Annotated in this window: 17 protein-coding genes; 12 read left to right on the forward strand and 5 right to left on the reverse strand. The window is 61.0% G+C overall.

The genetic code is table 11. The features are described 5' to 3' along the window. The first annotated feature begins 42 nt into the window (after positions 1–42). Positions 43–876 carry a thymidylate synthase gene (locus GIW48_RS14265; protein WP_017139496.1) on the forward strand — a complete coding sequence of 278 codons (834 nt, stop codon included), beginning with the start codon at positions 43–45 and terminating at the stop codon, positions 874–876. Between the two features lie 125 nt (positions 877–1,001). On the opposite strand, the gene cadR is transcribed toward GIW48_RS14265, so the two are convergent. Further along, complete coding sequence (gene cadR, locus GIW48_RS14270) at positions 1,002–1,451, reverse strand: Cd(II)/Pb(II)-responsive transcriptional regulator (protein WP_017139495.1); 450 nt, start codon at positions 1,449–1,451, stop codon at positions 1,002–1,004. A gap of 85 nt (positions 1,452–1,536) precedes the next feature. On the opposite strand from cadR, the gene GIW48_RS14275 reads away from it, so the two are divergent. The 9 genes from GIW48_RS14275 (at position 1,537) to GIW48_RS14315 (ending at position 12,105) form a co-directional block, all read left to right on the forward strand. Continuing rightward, a complete protein-coding gene (locus tag GIW48_RS14275; RefSeq protein ID WP_236460558.1) occupies positions 1,537–3,843 on the forward strand; it encodes a heavy metal translocating P-type ATPase in 2,307 nt (768 codons plus the stop codon). A 16-nt stretch (positions 3,844–3,859) separates the two neighbouring features. Continuing rightward, positions 3,860–4,723 carry a LysR family transcriptional regulator gene (locus tag GIW48_RS14280; RefSeq protein WP_017139493.1) on the forward strand — a complete coding sequence of 288 codons (864 nt, stop codon included), beginning with the start codon at positions 3,860–3,862 and terminating at the stop codon, positions 4,721–4,723. 224 nt (positions 4,724–4,947) lie between these two features. Then, on the forward strand, positions 4,948–6,012 hold the full coding sequence (locus GIW48_RS14285) for a putative 2-aminoethylphosphonate ABC transporter ATP-binding protein (RefSeq protein WP_017139492.1): 1,065 nt from the start codon (positions 4,948–4,950) through the stop codon (positions 6,010–6,012). 1 nt (position 6,013) lies between these two features. After that, positions 6,014–7,738 (forward strand): putative 2-aminoethylphosphonate ABC transporter permease subunit, encoded by a 1,725-nt coding sequence (locus tag GIW48_RS14290; protein ID WP_236460557.1) that lies wholly within the window; start codon positions 6,014–6,016, stop codon positions 7,736–7,738. Between the two features lie 22 nt (positions 7,739–7,760). Beyond that, positions 7,761–8,786 (forward strand): putative 2-aminoethylphosphonate ABC transporter substrate-binding protein, encoded by a 1,026-nt coding sequence (locus tag GIW48_RS14295; protein WP_236460555.1) that lies wholly within the window; start codon positions 7,761–7,763, stop codon positions 8,784–8,786. 128 nt (positions 8,787–8,914) lie between these two features. Continuing rightward, positions 8,915–10,051 carry a TIGR03364 family FAD-dependent oxidoreductase gene (locus GIW48_RS14300; RefSeq protein ID WP_236460553.1) on the forward strand — a complete coding sequence of 379 codons (1,137 nt, stop codon included), beginning with the start codon at positions 8,915–8,917 and terminating at the stop codon, positions 10,049–10,051. Next, positions 10,048–10,608: a phosphonate degradation HD-domain oxygenase gene (locus GIW48_RS14305; RefSeq protein ID WP_017139488.1), complete on the forward strand. Its 561-nt coding sequence runs from the start codon at positions 10,048–10,050 to the stop codon at positions 10,606–10,608. Before GIW48_RS14300 ends, GIW48_RS14305 begins: the two co-directional genes overlap by 4 nt. 97 nt (positions 10,609–10,705) lie before the next feature. After that, positions 10,706–11,236: a hypothetical protein gene (locus GIW48_RS14310; protein ID WP_017139487.1), complete on the forward strand. Its 531-nt coding sequence runs from the start codon at positions 10,706–10,708 to the stop codon at positions 11,234–11,236. A 314-nt stretch (positions 11,237–11,550) separates the two neighbouring features. Then, complete coding sequence (locus GIW48_RS14315) at positions 11,551–12,105, forward strand: hypothetical protein (protein ID WP_099550319.1); 555 nt, start codon at positions 11,551–11,553, stop codon at positions 12,103–12,105. On the opposite strand, the gene GIW48_RS14320 is transcribed toward GIW48_RS14315, so the two are convergent. Together GIW48_RS14320 and GIW48_RS14325 are read right to left on the reverse strand one after the other, a co-directional pair. After that, positions 12,092–13,474 (reverse strand): DUF3482 domain-containing protein, encoded by a 1,383-nt coding sequence (locus GIW48_RS14320; RefSeq protein ID WP_236460551.1) that lies wholly within the window; start codon positions 13,472–13,474, stop codon positions 12,092–12,094. The genes GIW48_RS14315 and GIW48_RS14320 overlap by 14 nt on opposite strands. Beyond that, entirely contained in the window at positions 13,467–14,846 is a 1,380-nt protein-coding gene (locus tag GIW48_RS14325; RefSeq protein ID WP_236460550.1) for a DUF2868 domain-containing protein, read from the reverse strand. Before GIW48_RS14325 ends, GIW48_RS14320 begins: the two co-directional genes overlap by 8 nt. A 69-nt stretch (positions 14,847–14,915) precedes the next feature. Between GIW48_RS14325 and GIW48_RS14330 the strand changes: the two genes are divergently transcribed. Beyond that, positions 14,916–15,428, forward strand: a complete 513-nt coding sequence (locus GIW48_RS14330) for a dihydrofolate reductase (RefSeq protein ID WP_017139482.1) — start codon at positions 14,916–14,918, stop codon at positions 15,426–15,428. A 95-nt stretch (positions 15,429–15,523) separates the two neighbouring features. On the opposite strand, the gene GIW48_RS14335 is transcribed toward GIW48_RS14330, so the two are convergent. Next, positions 15,524–16,915: an L-cystine transporter gene (locus GIW48_RS14335; RefSeq protein WP_017139481.1), complete on the reverse strand. Its 1,392-nt coding sequence runs from the start codon at positions 16,913–16,915 to the stop codon at positions 15,524–15,526. Positions 16,916–17,156: 241 nt separating this feature from the next. On the opposite strand from GIW48_RS14335, the gene GIW48_RS14340 reads away from it, so the two are divergent. After that, entirely contained in the window at positions 17,157–18,215 is a 1,059-nt protein-coding gene (locus GIW48_RS14340) for a hypothetical protein (protein WP_017139480.1), read from the forward strand. A gap of 177 nt (positions 18,216–18,392) precedes the next feature. Here GIW48_RS14340 and ilvD read toward each other — a convergent pair whose 3' ends face one another. After that, positions 18,393–20,234: a dihydroxy-acid dehydratase gene (ilvD, locus tag GIW48_RS14345; protein ID WP_017139479.1), complete on the reverse strand. Its 1,842-nt coding sequence runs from the start codon at positions 20,232–20,234 to the stop codon at positions 18,393–18,395. Between the last annotated feature and the right edge of the window lie 127 nt (positions 20,235–20,361).

Consider the following 20,361-nt stretch of genomic DNA (forward strand, 5'->3'; position numbering starts at 1 on the left):
GAGGCTTTTGCGAGCCTCGGCTTCTTTGATACGGGTAAAAACATGAAGCAATATCTCGAACTACTGAACGACGTCGTGACCAATGGATTGACCAAGGGCGATCGCACCGGCACCGGCACCAAAGCCGTGTTTGCCCGTCAGTATCGGCATAACTTGGCCGACGGCTTCCCGCTGCTGACCACCAAGAAGCTTCATTTCAAAAGCATCGCCAACGAATTGATCTGGATGTTGAGCGGCAATACCAACATCAAGTGGCTGAACGAAAACGGCGTGAAAATCTGGGACGAATGGGCCACCGAAGACGGCGACCTCGGCCCGGTGTACGGCGAGCAGTGGACCGCCTGGCCAACCAAGGACGGTGGCACCATCAACCAGATCGACTACATGGTCGACACGTTGAAAAACAACCCCAACAGCCGTCGCATCCTGTTCCACGGCTGGAACGTCGAATACCTGCCGGACGAAACCAAGAGCCCGCAGGAAAACGCGCGCAACGGCAAGCAAGCCCTGCCGCCGTGCCACCTGCTGTACCAGGCGTTTGTGCATGACGGCCATCTGTCGATGCAGTTGTACATCCGCAGCTCCGACGTATTCCTCGGCCTGCCGTACAACACCGCCGCGCTGGCGTTGCTGACCCATATGCTGGCCCAGCAATGCGACCTGATCCCGCACGAGATCATCGTCACTACCGGCGACACCCATGCCTATAGCAACCATATGGAACAGATCCGTACGCAGCTGGCGCGCACGCCGAAGAAGCTGCCGGAACTGGTGATCAAGCGTAAGCCGGCGTCGATCTATGACTACAAGTTCGAAGACTTCGAGATTGTGGGCTACGACGCCGATCCGAGCATCAAGGCTGACGTCGCCATCTAAAGCCTGTCTCGGTTAAAAATGTGGGAGCTGGCTTGCCTGCGATAGCGAAGTGTCAGGCGATACAAATGCCTCTGATCCACCGCTATCGCAGGCAAGCCAGCTCCCACAGTTGTTTTGTATACACCTTAATGCCCGTGGCTTCTGCCCACATGCGAAGGCTCCGCCTCGCTGGCCGCCACACTGCCGCTGACCTCCAGCCGCTGCAAAATCCCGCACTGGTCCAGATCCGGCCCACCGCCGCAGCGTTGGCGCAGGTCGAGCAATTGCGCCTGCAACGCCAACAGCCCATCGATCCGCGCTTTCACATGGTGGATATGCTCGTCGATCAACGCATTCACACTCTCGCACTGGTCCTGCGGGCTGTCGCGCAGCCCCAGCAGGCTGCGGATTTCTTCAAGCGTCATGTCCAGGCTGCGGCAGTTGCGGATAAAGATCAGCCGTTCGGTGTGCGCCTGGGTGTACACGCGATAATTGGCATCGGTGCGCGCCGGGGGCGGCAGCAGGCCTTCTTTTTCGTAATAACGGATGGTTTCCACCTGACAATCGGTCAGTTTGGCCAATTCACCGATCTTCATCGCAGCAATCTCCAAATGGGTGCTTGACCCTATAGTGGCTACAGGGTCTTTACTTGGCAACAGGCACCTTTACGGACGCGACAGAATGAGCGATTCCATCCACACCCCGAAAAAACATGATCACAAGCACGACCATGATCATGACCATAGCCACGAACATAGCCACGAACATAGCCACGACCACGGCGCCACGCTGACCCCGGTCAGAAAACATGAGCATGGCAGCCATGGCGATTCCTGCTGTTCCAGCAAGGTAGCGCCTGCTGTGGTTACGCTCAGCGAAGCGCCGACGGCCGGCTCGCGCCTGAGCACTTTCCGCATCGAAGCTATGGACTGCCCCACCGAACAGACGCTGATCCAGAACAAACTGGGCAAGCTTGCCGGTGTGCAGCAGCTGGAATTCAACCTGATCAACCGCATCCTCGGCGTCACCCATGACCTGCCGAGCACTGCGCCGATCATCACGGCGATCAAATCCATCGGCATGCAAGCCGACCCTATCGAAGAGGGGACACCTGCTGCCGCGCCGCCTGCCAAGAAACATTGGTGGCCGTTGGCGGTGTCGGGCGTAGGTGCATTGGGCGCCGAAGTGTTGCATTTCACGGGCGTGGCACCGACCTGGGTAATTGCCTTGGTGGCGCTGGTATCGATCCTCAGCGGCGGCCTCACCACCTATAAAAAGGGCTGGATCGCCCTGAAAAACCTCAACCTGAACATCAACGCGCTGATGAGTATCGCGGTAACTGGTGCGATCCTGATCGGCCAGTGGCCGGAAGCGGCCATGGTGATGTTCCTGTTTACGGTGGCCGAGTTGATCGAAGCCAAGTCTCTGGACCGTGCGCGTAATGCCATCAGCGGCCTGATGCAAATGACGCCGGAACAGGCCACGGTGCAGCAGGCCGATGGTTCGTGGCTTGAACAGGAGGTAAAAAGTATTGAATTGGGCGCGATCGTGCGGGTAAAACCCGGCGAGCGCATAGGCCTGGACGGTGAAGTTACTGCCGGCCAATCCACCATCGATCAGGCGCCGATCACCGGCGAAAGCCTGCCGATTGAAAAAACCGTAGGCGATAAGGTCTTCGCCGGCACCATCAACCAGGCCGGTTCCCTTGAGTACAAGGTCACCGCAGCGGCCAACAATTCCACCCTGGCGCGCATCATTCACGCGGTGGAACAGGCCCAGGGCGCACGGGCGCCGACCCAGCGCTTTGTCGACAGCTTCTCGAAGGTCTACACCCCGGCAGTCTTCCTGTTTGCCTTGGGCGTGGCGATTATCCCACCGTTGTTCATGGCCGGCGTGTGGTTCGACTGGATCTACCGCGCCCTCGTATTGCTTGTGGTCGCGTGCCCCTGCGCCCTGGTGATTTCCACCCCGGTGACCATCGTCAGCGGCCTGGCGGCTGCGGCGCGCAAAGGCATCCTGATCAAGGGCGGCGTGTACCTGGAGGGTGGTTACAAGCTCGACTACCTGGCCCTCGACAAGACCGGCACCATCACCCACGGTAAACCGGTGCAAACCGATTACCTGGCGCTGTTCCCCAACGTCGAAGACAGCGCACCCGCCTTGGCGGCCAGCCTGGCCGGGCGCTCCGACCACCCGGTGTCGCTGGCCATCGCCAAGGCAGCTGTGGATAAAAACTTGCCAAGCCACGTTGTGGATAACTTCGAGGCCTTGCCAGGTCGCGGTGTGCGTGGCGACATCAACGGCGAAACCTACCACTTGGGCAACCACCGTCTGGTGGAAGACCTGGGCCTGTGCTCGCCGGCGCTGGAAGAAAAGCTGTTCGCCCTGGAAAAACAAGGCAAGTCCGTGGTGTTGCTGCTCGACAAGTCCGGCCCGCTGGCGTTGTTCGCCGTGGCTGACACGGTAAAAGACAGCAGCCGCGAAGCCATCCAGCAACTGCACGCGCTGGGCATCAAGACCCTGATGCTCACCGGCGACAACACCCACACCGCCCAGGCGATTGCGGCGCAGGTTGGCATTGATCAGGCCCAGGGCGATCTGTTGCCCACCGACAAGCTGCAAGCCATTGAAACCCTCTACGGCCAAGGCCGCCGGGTAGGCATGGTCGGCGACGGCATCAACGACGCCCCGGCCCTGGCCCGCGCCGAAATCGGCTTTGCCATGGCCGCCGCCGGCACTGACACGGCAATCGAGACTGCCGACGTGGCGCTGATGGACGATGATCTGCGCAAGATTCCGGCATTCATTCGTCTGTCGCGGCAAACGTCGAGTATCCTCAAGCAGAACATCGCCCTGGCGTTGGTGATCAAGGCGATCTTCCTGGCAGTCACCTTCCTGGGCATGGCGACCATGTGGATGGCGGTGTTCGCGGACATGGGCGTGAGCCTGCTGGTGGTATTCAACGGTCTGCGCCTGTTGCGCAAATAGAGGATGAGAGGGCGGTGTGCTGAGTGCTGAGTTAAAGGCGTTTTTTATGGTCGCCCGCCTGGGCAGCATTACCCAGGCGGCGAAAAAACTCGGCTTGAGCCAGCCCACCGTCACCACCCAGATTCGCAACCTGGAAAGCCAATACGGCGTTGAACTGTTCTACCGCGGCGGGCGGCGCCTCACCGTCAGTGACGACGGCGCGCGCCTGCTGCCGATGGTCAAGGCGCTGTTGCAGCAAGAGGCCGATATCGAGTTTTTCCTGCGCAATACTGGCCAGGTCCAGGGCGCTTTGAGGATTGCCGCCACGGCGCCGTATTACATCCTCGATCTGGTCAAAGCCTTTCGCGAACGCCTGCCCCATGTGGACGTCTCGGTGGAAATCGGCAATTCCCAACAAGTGCTCGAAGCACTGGACGATTACCGCGTCGATGTCGCGGCCTCCTCGCAACTGCTCGAAGACCCACGCCTGATCCGCCGCGTGCTGGGCACCGACCCGCTGGTACTGGCGGTGCATCGCAATCATCCCCTGGCCAAGCTTGAACATGTGCCACTGAGTGCGCTGGCCGGGCATACGCTGCTGATGCGCGAAGCCGGTTCCACCACGCGGCGGTTGACTGAAGAGATGTTGCAGGGCGCCGGCGTGAGTTACGGGCCGTTGCTGGAAATCGGCAGCCGTGAGTCGATTCGCGAGGCGGTGCTGCGCAACATCGGCATCAGCATCATTGCCCGCCAGGAAGTGCCCCATGACCCACAACTGCGGGTGCTGACCATCGAGAATGCACCGCAGATTCCCGAGTATTTGTACTGCCTCAAAGAGCGCAAAGGCGCGCGGTTGCCGGCGGCGTTTCTGGGGTTGGCGCAGGAAATGTCGCCGCTCTGATCGTTCCCACGCTCCGCGTGGGAATGCCGCCCTGGACGCTCCGCGTCTGCGCTTGAATGTCGTGACGCGGAGCGTCACAAGATGCATTCCCACGCAGAGCGTGGGAACGATCGCCTTACACCCAAATCCACCAATACCACTATCACTGCCTTTTGCCTTTCTGCCACAAGAGGGACGCATTGCCCGCCTAGCATGGCCTTCATCAGTTTGATGAGGTGCCTTGCATGAACACAGCCCTGACCCAACCCGGTGCGCCAATGAAGGTGCGCGGTATCCAGAAACGCTTCGGCGCATTCACCGCGCTGGACAACGTGTCCCTGGAGGTCGCGGCCGGCGAGCTGGTGTGCCTGCTAGGCCCGTCCGGCTGCGGCAAAACCACCTTGCTGCGCTGTATCGCCGGCCTGGAGCGCCAGGACAGCGGGGAGCTTTACCTGGGCAACCGCGATGTTTCCTTGCTGCCGCCGCAGGCGCGGGACTACGGCATTCTGTTCCAGTCTTACGCGCTGTTTCCCAACCTGACCGTCGAAGCGAACATCGGCTACGGCCTCACCGGCAGTGGTCGCGACGAAGTGCGCAAGCGCGTCGGGCAGATGCTCGAACTGGTCGGCCTGGTCGGCAGTGAAAAAAAGTACCCCGGTCAACTCTCCGGCGGCCAACAACAGCGCGTGGCCCTGGCCCGTGCCCTGGCGCCGGCGCCGTCATTGCTGTTGCTGGACGAACCCATGTCGGCCCTCGACGCCCGCGTGCGTGAGCATCTGTGTACCGAGCTGCGCCAATTGCAACGGCGCCTGGGCATCACCACGCTGATGGTCACCCACAACCAGGACGAGGCCATGCTGATGGCCGACCGTATTGCCGTGATGAACAACGGCAAGGTCGAGCAATACGCCACGCCCCAGGAAATCTACGACCGCCCGGCCACGCCGTTTGTGGCGGAATTTGTCGGCCAGGGCAACTGGCTGCCGTTCAGCCGCAGCAGTGACAGCCATGCCCAGGTCGGCGGCTTGCACATGCGGCTGGATGACAGCGCCAGCAAAGCCAAGTCCGGCCGCTTGTTCTGCCGCCCGGAAGCCATCAGCGTCAACCCGCTGGTGCATGAAGAAAACCTGTTCCCGGCCAAGGTCCGCGAGATCACTTTCCTCGGCAACCGCTGCCGCATGAGCTTTGAGCTGGAGCAATTGCCTGGCCACCCGCTGTTGGCCGAACTGGCCCCCGAAGCCATGCCGCGCCTGGGCGCGCAGGATATCTGGGTGGCCCTGCCGCCGCGCAGCCTGCAGGTGTTTGCCTGAGATGGCTGCTGATATGAGTCTGCCGATACCCGACCACGTGGCTCGTCAGGTTTCCCGCGCTGAGCTTGGCGACCGCATTTTTGTGGTCGGCGGCAAACTGCTTTGGTTACTCCTGTTGGGCATTGCGGTGTTGTTGCCGTTGCTGGCGATCTTCTGGCGCGGCTTCAGCAGCGAAGCCGGGCAGGGCGGCGGGCTGGTCGCGGCGCGGGAGCTGATGACCAGCGCCAACTTTCATTGGTTGTTAGGCAATAGCCTGAAAGTGTCCCTCAGCGTGGCGGCCATCGTCGTACCGCTGGCCTACCTGTTTGCCTACGCACTGCAACGCACGCTGATCCCCGGCAAGCCGATCTGGCGCGGCCTGTCGCTGCTGCCATTGATGGCCCCGTCGATGTTGCCGGGTATTGCGCTGGTCTATCTGTTCGGCAACCAGGGCATGTTGCGTGGTTTGCTCTCGGACAATATCTACGGCTTCTGGGGCATTGTGCTGGGTGAAGTGATCTACACCTTCCCACATGCCCTGATGATTCTGCTGTCGGCGCTGTCCCTGGCGGATGCGCGCCTGTTCGATGCCGCCTCCAGCATGGGCGCCAGCCCGGCCCGGGCGTTTCGCAGCATTACCTGGCCGGCCACGCGTCAGGCGGTATTCGCGGCGTTTTGCCTGGTGTTCACCCTGACCATCACCGACTTCGGCGTGCCCGTGGTGGTGGGTGGCGATTATCAGGTGTTGGCGCTGGAAGCCTACAAGGCGGTGGTCGGCCAGCAACAGTTCGGTCGCGGCGCCTTGATCGGCATGGTGTTGTTGCTGCCGGCGCTGTTCAGCTTTGCTGTGGACGCCTGGCTGCGCCGTCGTCATGGCGATGCCATGAGCGGCCGCGCCCAGGTGTTCCAGCCGGCGCCATCGCGCTTGAGGGATGGCTGCTACCTGGCGATTGTGTTGTTGATCTGCGCCGTGTTGCTGCTGGTGTTCGGCATGGCGGTGTATTCCTCGCTGGTGAAGTTCTGGCCGTACAACCTCTCTCTATCGCTCAATCACTACCAGTTTGAAGACACGGCCGGCGGCGGCTGGCTGGCGTATCGCAACAGCCTGACCATGGCGCTGTGCACCGCGCTGATCGGCAGCGTACTGATCTTCACCGGCGCCTACCTGATGGAAAAGACCAAGGGCCAGAAAGGCCTGAACCTGGCGCTGCGCATGCTCAGCTTTGTGCCGATGGCTGTGCCGGGCTTGGTGCTGGGCCTGGGTTACGTGTTCTTCTTCAACCTCAACGGCAACCCGCTGCATGTGTTCTACGGCACCATGACGTTGCTGGTGGTGTGCACCATTGCGCACTACCTGACCACCGCGCAAATGACTGCAACCACCGCGCTGCGCCAGTTGGATGCCGAGTTCGAAGCTGCCGCGCTGTCCCTCAAGGCGCCGCTGTACCGCCACTATCTGCGTGTCACCGTGCCGATCTGCCTGCCCGCGCTGCTGGACATCGTGCGCTACTTGTTCGTGTCGGCGATGACCACCGTGTCCGCCGCGATCTTCCTCTACAGCCCCGACACCATCCTCGCCGCCGTCGCCGTGTTGAACATGGACGACGCCGGCAATGTGGGCGGCGCTGCGGCCATGTCGACCCTGATCCTGTTCACGTCGGCCGGCGTCTCGCTGCTGCTGGCGTGGGCCTCACGTGGCGCTTTACGCCGCTCTCAAGCCTGGCGCCAAACCGCGCCCGGCCAATAAAAGTCCCTGAAGGAGGTGCTCCATGTTCAAGCCCTTGGCCCTGGCCGCTGCTCTACTCAGCGCATTCAGCCTGAATGCCTTTGCCGCCAAAACCGAGTTGACGGTGTACACGGCCCTCGAAGCCGAGCAGTTGAAGACCTACAAACAGGCCTTCGAAAAAGCCAACCCGGATATCGATATTAAATGGGTGCGAGACTCCACCGGCATCATCACTGCCAAACTGCTGGCCGAAAAAGCCCGCCCGCAGGCGGATGTGGTGTGGGGGCTGGCTGCCTCCAGCCTGGCGATTCTCGATCAGCAGGGCATGCTGGATAACTACGCACCCAAGGACTTGGACAAGATCGGCAAAAACTACCGTGACGCCGCCAACCCACCGGCCTGGGTCGGCATGGACGTGTGGGCTGCGACCATCTGCTTCAACACTGTCGAAGCCGAGAAACAAGGCCTGACCAAGCCGGTGAGCTGGCAAGACCTGACCAAGCCTGAGTACAAGGGCAAGATCGTGATGCCCAACCCGGCGTCGTCCGGCACCGGTTTCCTGGATGTGAGCGCCTGGCTGCAGACCTTCGGCGAGAAGCAGGGCTGGCAGTACATGGACGACCTGCACCAGAACATCGGCCAGTACGTTCACTCCGGCTCCAAGCCGTGCAAGCTGGCGGCTTCCGGGGAATTCCCGATTGGTATTTCGTTTGAGTACCCGGCCGTGCAGCTCAAACGCCAAGGCGCGCCGCTGGACATTATCTTGCCCAAAGAAGGCTTGGGCTGGGACATCGAAGCGACTGCCGTGATCAAGGGCACTGCTCACGCCGATGCGGCCAAAAAACTTGCCGACTTCTCCGCCAGCCCCGCTGCGATGGAGCTGTACAAGGACAACTTCGCCGTCCTCGCCCAGCCGGGTATCGCCAAGCCGCAGACCGAATTGCCGGCTGATTACGAACAACGCTTGATCAAGAACGACTTCGCCTGGGCCTCGAAAAACCGCGACAGCATCCTGACCGAATGGCGCAAGCGTTATGACGGAAAGTCGGAGAAGGTAGCGGGTCAGTAAGGTTTTCGTTAGGGCTGATGGCCTCTTCGCAGGCAAGCCAGCTCCCACATTATTTGATCGGGTTCGCAAATCAAAATGTGGGAGCTGGCTTGCCTGCGATAGTGGCTTCACATTCAGGACATATCTTCATGACACAACACAGCGACCTGCTGGTCATCGGCGCCGGCATCCTCGGCCTGTCCCACGCCTACGCCGCCGCCAAACGCGGCCTAAAGGTCAAGGTCTTCGAGCGCAGCGCCACACCGCTGGGGGCCTCCGTGCGCAACTTCGGCCAGGCACTGGTCACCGGCCAACCCCCCGGGCCGATGCTTGATCTGGCGCAGGAAAGCCGTGATATCTGGGCGCACTGGGCACAGGTGGCCGGTATCCAGCTCAAGCGCAACGGCTCCTACCTGTTCGCCCGCACCGAAGCCGAAGAACATCTGCTGGAAGCCTTCTGCGCTGGCCGGGCGCAAGAACACGACTACAACGTCGAGCTGTTGCAAGGCGCGGCGATGAAAGACCTGTACGGCGGCCAGTTTCGCCATCACCGTGCCGCGCTGCATGGCAAGGATGATCAGCAACTGTATTCGCGCGAAGCGATCCCGGCGCTGATCAATTACCTGGCCCAGGAATTGAAGGTGCAGTTCTATTTCTCCACGCTGGTGCGCGACGTTGAGCCTGGTCAAGTACACACTACAGCGGGCAGCTTTCGCGGTGAGCAGGTCATCGTATGCTCCGGTCATGACTACCAAACCTTGTTGGCGGAGTCGATTGCCGGGCTCAACCCGAGCATCTGTCGCCTGCAAATGCTGCGCGCCCGGCCTGCGCTCAACCTGAACCTGCAACACGCATTGCTCACGGGCCTTAGTTGCGTGCACTACGGCGCGTTTGCCGACCTGCCGGAAGCTGCGCCAGTGCAGGCGCAGATCCTGCGCGAAGCGCCGCATTTGCAAGAGCACGGCATTCACTTGCTGATCAGCCCGACGCCCCATGGCGAGCTGATCATCGGCGACTCCCACGATTACGGCAGCGATGCATCACCGTTCAATGCCGAGCAAGTTGATGACTGGCTGATCGAGCTGGCGGAGCAGACGCTGGGCTGCAAAATCCAGGTGGTGGAACGCTGGCAGGGTGTGTATGGCTCACGCGGCCCGGCGCCGTTTTCATTCCTGCGTGCGGCGCCGGGCGTGAGCGCGGCGTTGATGCACTCCGGCGTAGGCATGAGCGTTGGCCCGGCGATGGCCGAGCGAAATATCACAGCATTGTGGGGAGACGCATCATGAATCCGGAACAGGCAATCGCCGAAGTCTTCGGCTTATACGAACAGCACGGCGCGGCCGATTACATCGGTGAGCCGGTGTCGCAGATCGAACATATGTCCCAGGCTGCGCAGCTCGCTATGGCCGAAGGCTTCGACGATGAGGTGGTGCTGGCGGCGTTTTTCCACGACATAGGGCATCTCTGCGGGCAGGGCGGTGAGAACATGGGCGGCTATGGCGTGGTCAGCCACGAACGCCTGGGTGCGGACTATTTGCGCCGCGCAGGCTTCAGCGAGCGCATGGCCAAACTGGTGGAGTACCACGTGCAAGCCAAACGCTACCTGACCTTCAGCCAGCCGGACTACTGCGCGCGCTTGAGTGAAGCCAGCCGCCGTACCCTGGGTTACCAGGGCGGTGTGATGACGGCCGAAGAGGCTCGGGCTTTTGAGCAAGATCCGCTTTGCGAGGTCAGCCTGCGCCTGCGTGATTGGGATGAGCAGGCCAAGCAAATGCACGTGCCTGTACTGGACTTGGAGGTATTAAAGTTCAAGGCTCGGCGGCTACTGACGTTGCCTTCATAAGAATGGCGTGATTCCGACCGATGACACGGACGCAGCGCATGGAGTCAATGTCCACGCACTCTGTAAGGTACGCCCTCTGATTAAGGGAGCGATTTAGATGCGTTATTTGAGAGTTGCCGTGAAGGATCAAAGTGCTAATGCTTTGGCGGATACCGTGGACCTTCTGTTTTTTCAACGCACGCCAAAGCTGCCGGATGAGCTGGTGCGCCAGGCCACAGCTGTCGACTTATCTGCGGATGGCCTGGTCGATTACCAGATCACCGGTGACATCGACGGCAATGGTGTCTCGGGGGAGAGGGACAGGGCGTTACTCAAGGATTTTGCCAATGCTGTATTGAAAGTGAATTGGCTCTGCCGTCCACCCATGCCCAACCGCTCGATCAACTTTTATGTGAGCCGTTTCACCGTCGCAGGCGACCCCGCCGAAGTTCGCTTGGATCTCTATCAGAACGAAAAACCCATGATTGAAAAACAGCGGCTGAAGTTCAGCGTCACCGCGTGCGATAGCCTCGGCATGGGCGTAATGCAACTGGATGACGAAGCGCTGCCTCTTGAGCTGTTCGACACCATGGATCTAAAGGCACTGCAATCAATGGCCAATCTGTATCTGAAGTTCAACTGGCGTTAAGGGGCGACACATGTCGAGCCTTCTTACAGCGGGCATCGACTGTGTGCGCTGGTGAGCGCACGAGGCATGAATTAGCTTTTCAGGAAACCTCCATGCGCTATTCACCCTTGCGATAACACCCCGCTGATATGGAACGCCGCCTATGACTTTGATAGTGACGGGGCGTTGGAGTGGAATATTCACTTCGATATTAACCGTGACGGCGTCACCAATGACGTCGACAAGGGCTTGGTGCAAGTGCTCGCCGATACGGTTTTGAAGTTCAATTGGTTTACTGACGACGAGGGATGTCCAGTATGAAACGAGAGTCTGTGATGCGTTACTTGAAAGCCACCGCTCAGGACAGAAGCGGTAATGGCAAACCCGACATGGCGGTGTTGCAGTTTTTTCAGCGGGCCGACAACGACCCTGACGAGCTGGTGCATGAAGCCGTGGCCGTGGATATTACGGCTGACGGTGCTGCCGATATCCTGCTACCCGGCGATATCAACGCTGATGGCTATAAATCAGCGGAAGACAAAGTGTTGCTCAAGGCCTTTGTCGATACCTTTTTGAAGCAAGGCTGGTTTAACCCCGGCGATACCTGGCGGCGTTACTTGACGATGCACGTCAGTCACTGGGCGAAAGATGGCGTGCCCAATGCGATCAAGCTGAATTTTTACCAGTGCTGCTCACTGCAGGGTAAACGCGCGCTGGTGTACAGCGCGGCTGGTTATGACGGCGATAGTGATGGGGTTCTGGAGTCATTTACCAACAGTGACTTGGATCGGGATGATGTTGCTGACCACCGCGACAAACTTGCGATTAAGGTCTTGTGCAACGCGTTCCTCGCATTCGACTGGCATACACAACCCATCAAGACGGCTTAACCTCAGCCTCATTGAGTTTGGTCGCCAAGACTTCGACCTGCTCTTGGCGCTCGGCTTGGCTCAGCTTGGCGTGAGGGTTGAGCGACGACCATTGCGGATGGGCGCGCGCCTTATACAGCGCATCCGGCAACTTGCCTTCACGCCAGGTTTTGTCCTGCGGCGAGTCGACCTTGATGCTGTGCATCGCCGCATGGCCGCGCAGGTTCAGGGCCTTGAGCAATTGACGTTGGCGCAGGGCGAGCAGGCGCAGCACGCTGTCGTCGACGGTCAGCTCGCGCTGGCCCTTGAGCTTGCCCAGCAGGCGGCTGCCGTAACTGCGTGCAGTTTGCAGTGCGCCACCGGCAATGGCACCGGCGAGGGCGGCGGCGCCGAGGGTGAGACCGCCGACCAGCAGGTCCACACCCGCACCGGCTGCCGCGCCTGCGGCGATCCCGCCGCCGACCCGAACGCCGAGTTGTTTGAGGGTTTCGGGGTTGAACAGGTCATCGCCCCAGCGGCCATCCAGCAAGGGCAGGTCGCTGGCCGCGGCGTCCTGTGGGCGAAAACCGAATAGCTTGAGCAACGCCTCTACGCATTTCTGTTCGCGCTGGCGCACGGCTTTACACAAATCAGCGATGGCTTGCTGCTCATCTTCGGTGACCACACTGCGCCGGCATGCGGCGCAGTCGATCAGCAGCTCGGCGATCAAGCGCGCAGCGCTTTGCTGACGGGCCTGGCGTTGGGCTTGCTGATCGAGGATCAGGCGTTCCAATTGCGGCCGTGAGTTTTCCAGCAGCAGTGCCAGGCTTTCATACAAGCGGCGTTCGCCATCTTCCGGCGGCGCCACGCTGTCGAAACGCACCAGCGCATGCAGGCCGAGGCGGGCCAGGGCTTCGCGCCAGTCCGGCTCGCGGTGGTCGTTGCTGCTGACGAAGTTGAGCACCGGCAGCAATGGCTTGCCGCAACTGGCCAGCACTTGCAGCTCGTCGCGGTACTTGGCCAGCACTGGTTCGCGGGCGTCGATCACGTACAAACCGGCGTCCGAGGCCAGCAGTTGCCGCAGCACTTTGGCCTCCTGTTCAAAACGCTGGCGGGCTTCGCTGCCTTCCAGGAACCGCGCCAGGCGAGCCGGGCCATCGAGGCGTTCGCCGGGTCGGTCCAGGCGTTCCAGGTAATCAAGCAGCGCGATGGCATCCTCCAGGCCGGGCGTGTCGTACAGCTCCAACAAGGCTTCGCCGTCTACCGACAAGCGCGCGCCTTCGACATGCCGCGTGGTGCTGGGGCGATGGGAGACTTCGCCAAAGCCCACATCACGGGTCAACGTGCGCAGCAGCGAAGTTTTGCCGACGTTGGTGTGGCCGACCACGGCGAGCTTCAGTGGTTTAGTCATGACCGGTCTCCAGCCAGTTCAGCGGCGCACTGTCGGCGAACGGCAGCTCCAGCTGTTGCAGCGCGGCGTGCCAGTCGCCCAGGCGCTCGGCGTCCAGCGCCTGGCCGGGTGGCGCCTGCAACAGCCATACGCGGGTGGCGGTGGCGCTGCGGGCCAGCTCGGCGATCAACGCCAGGCTGCCGCGATCCGGCGAGCGGCGCGGGTCACAGGCAATGGCCAGGCGTGCGGGCGGGAAGCGCGTGAGTTGTTCCAGCAGTTTGTTGCGCGATTCGCGGCTGTCGAGGATGCCAGCATCCTTGACGCTGCTTGGCAGCTTGGGCGGCCACGGGTGCTGATCGTCGAGTTCGATGGCCACCAGCAGGGCGCCGTCGCTTTCCAGTTCGCTGATGCCGCCAGTGACGAGGTGCAGTTGTTCGGGCGCGGCGTCGTTGACGCCCAGCCGTTCACTGCTTGGCATCAGGCGTTCGCGTAATTGGCTGTAGCCGGGCAGGTTGAGGTCCAGGCGCAACGCAGCACGCCCGCGTTTCCAGCGCCACAGGCACAGCAGGGCGAGGAGCAATCTGGGCAGCAGGCCGTAAACCAGCAGCACGCCTACCAGCCACGCGGCCCAGGCCTGGCGGGCGCTTTCGATATTCAGGGCCGAGTCGCCGCTGGCGCGGATCATCTCCACCGTCGGCACATTAAAACCCAGCAAGGCGGGCAAGCTGCCGAGGGCTTGGGTCACGGCGACAAAAGTATCGGCGCCGAGGATGGTGGTTTCCCACACAAAACCGTAGCGACGCGTGGCCAGCAGTGTCAGCAGAATTACCATGGCGCTGAGCAGCGCCAGCAACCACAGGCTGTTGACCAGCACACCCACGGCCCAACGGTTGAGTTTCTGGCGCTGCAACAACAGCAACAAGGCTGGCGCCAATTGCGCGGCTTTGGCATCCCGGGCAAGTTTTTCGCTGAGCCATAACCACAGCCGCCCGAGGCTGGCGCTGTGTTCACCGGCAAACAGCAAGCCCAAGGCCCAGCTGATTAACAGGATCAGGTTCAAGCCGAGCAGGCTGCCCAAGGCCCAGAACACGTTCACCGGTGTCAGGCCGTTGCCCAAGGCGGCAAAGGCCAGCCCGGCGCCACTGATAACCGCGACCGCCGCCAGCAGCACCAACGCCAAACGAGCGCCTTGCAGCCAGCGGGTGAGGGCGGCGGTCAGCCCATCGCGCTCGGCCAGGTGCAGGGCACGCTGCTGGATGCGCGTCGCCAGGTCGCCACCGGCCGTGCGCGCCAGCCGGTTGGCTTCCAGGTCTTCCAAGGGGCCTGCGTGTTCTTCGCGCAGGCGCACGGTTTCGGTCAGCCAAAGTGTATGCAGCGGGTTCAGAGCAGTCACGCGCCGTCCTGTTGAGCAAGTGAGCTTGGAGCATAACCGCAGACTCGTGGCTCTGGTATTCTCGTCGGCATGAAAAAAACTCTCCCTTTAAGCCTGATCGCAGCCCTTGGTGAAAACCGGGTGATCGGCGTCGACAACAGCATGCCCTGGCATTTGCCGGGGGATTTTAAATATTTCAAGGCCACCACGCTCGGCAAGCCGATCATCATGGGGCGCAAGACCTGGGATTCCCTGGGCCGACCGTTGCCGGGGCGCTTGAACATTGTGGTCAGCCGTCAGACCGGCTTGGCGCTGGAAGGTGCGGAAGTTTTTCCGTCACTGGACGCGGCGGTTGAGCGGGCTGAAGCCTGGGCGCTGGAACAGGGCGTGGATGAGCTGATGCTGATCGGCGGTGCGCAGCTGTATGCGCAGGGGCTGGCGCAGGCGGATCGCCTGTATTTGACGCGGGTGGCGTTGAGCCCGGAAGGCGATGCATGGTTTCCGGCGTTTGATTTGAACCAGTGGAAGTTGGTGTCGAACGTCGAGAACCTGGCTGAAGGCGATAAGCCTGCCTACAACTTCGAAGTCTGGGAAAAAGCTTAAAAGCATCGCAGGCAAGCCAGCTCCCACAGTTGACCGATTTCTCCTGAGGAAACCGATTCAAGTGTGGGAGCTGGCTTGCCTGCGATAGCGGTCTATCAGACCTGCGCCAACTCCGCATGCTCATCAGCATCCAGCAGCGCTTTATCCGTCTGCCCCATGATCTGGCTGGTAATCGCCCCGGCGGTCATCGAACCATTCACGTTCAACGCCGTGCGGCCCATGTCGATCAGCGGCTCCACGGAAATCAGCAGCGCCACCAGTGACACCGGCAAGCCCATCGCCGGCAGCACGATCAGCGCGGCAAAGGTTGCACCGCCGCCCACGCCTGCCACACCGGCCGAACTCAAGGTCACAATCGCCACCAACGTCGCGATCCACAGCGGGTCCAGCGGGTTGATGCCCACGGTCGGTGCAACCATCACCGCCAGCATGGCTGGGTAGAGACCGGCGCAACCGTTCTGGCCGATCGTCGCGCCAAACGAGGCGGCAAACCCGGCGATGGACTGCGGGATCCCCAGACGGCGGGTCTGCGCTTCAATGCTCAGCGGAATGGCTGCCGCACTGGAGCGACTGGTGAAGGCAAACGTCAGCACCGGCCACACCTTGCGGAAGAACCGCAGCGGGTTGATCCCGGCCAGCGACAGCAATAGGCCGTGAACCACAAACATCAGCCCCAGAGCCAGATAAGACACCACTACAAAACTGCCGAGCTTGATGATGTCTTGCAGGTTGGAGCCGGCGACTACCTTGGTCATCAGCGCCAGCACGCCGTAGGGCGTCAGCTTCATCACCAGGCGCACCAGGCGCATGACCCAGGCTTGCAGGGTGTCGATGGCGTTGAGCACTTTCTGGCCTTTTTCCACGTCATCCTTGAGCAGTTGCAGTGCGGCAACCCCCAGGAATGCAGCGAAAATCACCACGCTGATGATCGACGTCGGCTTGGCGCGGGCCAGGTCGGCAAACGGGTTGGCCGGTACGAACGACAGCAGCAACTGCGGGATATTCAGGTCGGCCACCTTGCCCGCGTAATCACTCTGGATCACTTGCAGGCGTGCCATCTCCTGGGTGCCCGCCACCAGACCTTCGGCGGTAAGGCCGAACAGATTGGTCAGGCCGATACCGATCAGCGCCGCAATCGCGGTGGTGAACAGCAGCGTGCCGATGGTCAAAAAGCTGATCTTGCCCAGGGACGAGGCGTTATGCAGGCGCGCCACAGCACTGAGGATCGAGGCGAACACCAGCGGGATCACGATCATTTGCAGCAGTTGCACGTAACCATTGCCGACCAGATCAAACCAGCTGATCGAGGCCTTCAGCACCGGGTTGCCGTCGCCATAAATGGTGTGCAACACCGTGCCGAACACCACGCCCAATACGAGGGCAAACAGCACCTTCTTGGCGAGGCTCCAGTTCGTGCGACGGGTTTGTGCCAGGCCCAGCAACAGGGCCACGAACACCAGTAAGTTGAGAATCAGGGGCAGATTCATTGAAGCTCCGTTGAGAAGGCAGCCAATCGCGTGAGCCTGCGATTGCGAACCGGGAAGCCTAACAGTTTGAAATATATTGATTTAATACCAATATGGAATGGCGACTGTCGTTTTTGGAATAAGCATTTGACGCTCAGGCACATGCCCTTGGCGTTATCACGACGCAAGCGGTCGTGCTCGGGCGATAACTGTCATACAGATTTGTTAGCGTCGGTGTCTTTCACTCAGGGAGAAAACGCTTATGAAGCTCGCGCCAAAACTACTTGCCGCCGCCTTCTGCCTCGGCCTCGTCAGCCAGGCATTTGCCGCCACAGAGTTGAAACACTGGCCGGCGCCGGCCGCCGAGCAACTGAACAAGATGATCGCCGCCAACGCCAACAAGGGTAACTTCGCGGTGTTCGACATGGACAACACCAGTTACCGCTACGACCTCGAAGAGTCCTTGCTGCCCTACATGGAAAACAAGGGCCTGATCACCCGCGAGAGCATGGACCCATCGCTGAAGCTGATGCCGTTCAAGGACACCGCCGACCACAAGGAAAGCCTGTTCAGCTACTACTACCGCCTTTGCGAAGTCGACGACATGGTCTGCTACCCATGGGTTGCGCAGATTTTCTCGGGCTTCACCCTCAAGGAACTCAAGGTCCAGGTGGACGAGCTGATGGCTTCCGGCAAGCCGGTGCCGGTCACCTACTTTGAAGGCGATGTGGTGAAGAAGTCTGAGGTGCAGCCGCCGAAAGTCTTCACCGGCCAGGCTGAGCTGTACAACAAGCTGATGGAAAACGGCATCGAGGTGTATGTGATGACCGCCGCCTCCGAGGAGTTGGTGCGTATGGTCGCCGCCGATCCGAAGTACGGCTACAACGTCAAACCCGAGAACGTCATCGGCGTGAGCACCTTGCTCAAGGATCGCAAGACCGGCGAACTGACCACTGCGCGTAAGCAGATCACTGCGGGCAAATATGACGAGAAGGCCAACCTCGGCCTGGAACTGACGCCGTACTTATGGACCCCGGCAACCTGGATGGCCGGCAAGCACGCAGCGATCCTGACCTACATCGACGAGTGGAAAAAACCGGTGATCGTCGGCGGTGACACACCGACCAGCGATGGTTACATGCTGTTCCACGATGTGGACGTGGCCAAGGGTGGCATTCACTTGTGGATCAACCGCAAGGACAAATACATGACCCAGCTCAACGGCATGATGGCCAAGCACGCGGCTGCTCAGGCCAAGGAAGGCTTGCCGGTGACGGCGGACAAGAACTGGGTGATCGTCAAGCCGGACGAAATCCAGTAACGCGGTCAGTGTGGGAGCTGGCTTGCCTGCGATAGCGATCGGTCAGGCTCAGAGAGGCAAGCTGACACGCCGCCATCGCAGGCAAGCCAGCTCCCACAGTTGATCTCTGTTGTCTGGGGAGTTTTATTCAGACAAAAAAATGCCCCGCACGTGGCGGGGCTTTTTTATGGGCGGGGCTTACAGGCCGTCGAGCATCGCCTTGTTACGCACAGCACCTTTGTCGGCACTGGTGGCCAGCAGGGCGTAAGCCTTCAACGCGGTGGTGACTTTGCGCGGACGCTTCTCCACCGGTTTCCAGCCTTTCTTGTCCTGCTCAACCCGGCGTGCCGCCAGTTCTTCGTCGCTGATCAACAGGTTGATCGAGCGGTTCGGAATGTCGATCAGCACCTTGTCGCCGTCCTGCACCAGACCAATCGCGCCACCGGCAGCGGCTTCTGGCGAAGCGTGGCCGATCGAGAGGCCCGAGGTGCCGCCAGAGAAGCGGCCGTCGGTCAGCAAGGCGCAAGCTTTGCCCAGGCCTTTGGATTTCAGGTAAGACGTCGGGTAGAGCATCTCCTGCATGCCCGGGCCGCCTTTCGGGCCTTCGTAGCGGATGATCACGATGTCGCCTTCTTTCACTTCGTCGGCGAGGATGCCGCGCACCGAGCTGTCCTGGCTTTCGTAGATCTTGGCGCGGCCTTCGAACACGTGGATGGATTCATCCACGCCAGCGGTTTTCACCACGCAGCCGTCCAGGGCAATGTTGCCGTACAGCACGGCCAGGCCGCCTTCTTGCGAGTAGGCGTGCTCGACACTGCGGATGCAGCCGTTTTCACGGTCGTCATCCAGGGTTTCCCAACGGGTCGACTGGCTGAACGCGGTCTGGGTCGGGATACCCGCCGGGCCAGCCTTGAAGAAGTGATGCACCGCTTCGTCGTCAGTCTGGGTGATGTCCCACTTGGCGATGCCTTCGGCCAGGGATTTGCTGTGCACAGTCGGCAGGTCGGTGTGCAACAGTCCGCCACGGGCCAGCGAGCCAAGAATCGAGAAGATCCCGCCGGCGCGGTGCACGTCTTCCATGTGGTACTTCTGGATATTCGGCGCGACTTTGCACAGTTGCGGCACATGACGGGACAGGCGGTCGATGTCGCGCAGGTCGAAGTCGATCTCGGCTTCTTGCGCTGCGGCCAGCAAGTGCAGGATGGTGTTGGTGGAACCGCCCATGGCGATGTCCAGGGTCATGGCGTTCTCGAACGCCTTGAAGTTGGCGATATTGCGCGGCAACACCGACTCATCGTTCTCGGTGTAGTAACGCTTGCACAGCTCGACGATGGTGCGGCCAGCCTGCAGGAACAGCTGTTCGCGGTCGCTGTGGGTGGCCAGGGTGGAACCGTTGCCCGGCAAGGCCAGGCCCAGGGCTTCGACCAGGCAGTTCATCGAGTTGGCGGTGAACATGCCGGAGCACGAACCGCAGGTCGGGCAGGCGCTGCGTTCGTATTCCGCGACCTTCTCGTCAGAAGCGCTGGAATCGGCGGCGATGACCATGGCGTCGACCAGGTCGAGGCCGTGGGAGGCGAGCTTGGTCTTGCCGGCTTCCATCGGGCCGCCGGAGACGAAGATCACCGGGATGTTCAGGCGCAGGGCGGCCATCAGCATGCCGGGGGTGATCTTGTCGCAGTTCGAGATGCAGACGATGGCGTCGGCGCAGTGGGCGTTGACCATGTATTCCACGGAGTCGGCAATGATCTCGCGGCTCGGCAGCGAATACAGCATGCCGTCATGGCCCATGGCGATCCCGTCATCCACGGCGATGGTGTTGAATTCCTTGGCGACGCCACCGGCGCGTTCGATCTCGCGGGCGACCAGCTGGCCCAGGTCCTTGAGGTGGACGTGGCCCGGTACGAACTGGGTAAAGGAGTTGGCAATCGCGATGATCGGCTTCTTGAAGTCGTCATCTTTCATCCCCGTGGCACGCCACAGTGCGCGCGCGCCGGCCATGTTGCGGCCGTGGGTGGATGTTTTCGAGCGGTAATCTGGCATGGAGCACTCCGGGCGGCTAATCAAGTACTAAAGGGAAGTGAGCTTCTATTGACGTATGGAGCACTCAGAAAATGGCCGTGTGTCCAAACGTTGCCACTCGCGTCGCGGGATCGCCGCGTGCCTGGGC

This window comes from Pseudomonas sp. PA-6-3C (assembly GCF_021605825.1).
Taxonomy (GTDB): domain Bacteria; phylum Pseudomonadota; class Gammaproteobacteria; order Pseudomonadales; family Pseudomonadaceae; genus Aquipseudomonas; species Aquipseudomonas edaphica.

Excerpts from the sequence above, each read along its gene's own strand:
- GIW48_RS14285 (WP_017139492.1), top strand. The coding sequence starts at position 4,948 with ATGAACACAGCCCTGACCCAACCCGGTGCGCCAATGAAGGTGCGCGGT.
- ilvD (WP_017139479.1), bottom strand. The coding sequence starts at position 20,234 with ATGCCAGATTACCGCTCGAAAACATCCACCCACGGCCGCAACATGGCC.
- GIW48_RS14275 (WP_236460558.1), top strand. The coding sequence starts at position 1,537 with ATGAGCGATTCCATCCACACCCCGAAAAAACATGATCACAAGCACGAC.
- GIW48_RS14265 (WP_017139496.1), top strand. The coding sequence starts at position 43 with ATGAAGCAATATCTCGAACTACTGAACGACGTCGTGACCAATGGATTG.
- GIW48_RS14335 (WP_017139481.1), bottom strand. The coding sequence starts at position 16,915 with ATGAATCTGCCCCTGATTCTCAACTTACTGGTGTTCGTGGCCCTGTTG.
- GIW48_RS14295 (WP_236460555.1), top strand. The coding sequence starts at position 7,761 with ATGTTCAAGCCCTTGGCCCTGGCCGCTGCTCTACTCAGCGCATTCAGC.
- cadR (WP_017139495.1), bottom strand. The coding sequence starts at position 1,451 with ATGAAGATCGGTGAATTGGCCAAACTGACCGATTGTCAGGTGGAAACC.
- GIW48_RS14320 (WP_236460551.1), bottom strand. The coding sequence starts at position 13,474 with ATGACTAAACCACTGAAGCTCGCCGTGGTCGGCCACACCAACGTCGGC.
- GIW48_RS14330 (WP_017139482.1), top strand. The coding sequence starts at position 14,916 with ATGAAAAAAACTCTCCCTTTAAGCCTGATCGCAGCCCTTGGTGAAAAC.
- GIW48_RS14305 (WP_017139488.1), top strand. The coding sequence starts at position 10,048 with ATGAATCCGGAACAGGCAATCGCCGAAGTCTTCGGCTTATACGAACAG.
- GIW48_RS14315 (WP_099550319.1), top strand. The coding sequence starts at position 11,551 with ATGCGTTACTTGAAAGCCACCGCTCAGGACAGAAGCGGTAATGGCAAA.
- GIW48_RS14340 (WP_017139480.1), top strand. The coding sequence starts at position 17,157 with ATGAAGCTCGCGCCAAAACTACTTGCCGCCGCCTTCTGCCTCGGCCTC.
- GIW48_RS14290 (WP_236460557.1), top strand. The coding sequence starts at position 6,014 with ATGGCTGCTGATATGAGTCTGCCGATACCCGACCACGTGGCTCGTCAG.
- GIW48_RS14310 (WP_017139487.1), top strand. The coding sequence starts at position 10,706 with ATGCGTTATTTGAGAGTTGCCGTGAAGGATCAAAGTGCTAATGCTTTG.
- GIW48_RS14300 (WP_236460553.1), top strand. The coding sequence starts at position 8,915 with ATGACACAACACAGCGACCTGCTGGTCATCGGCGCCGGCATCCTCGGC.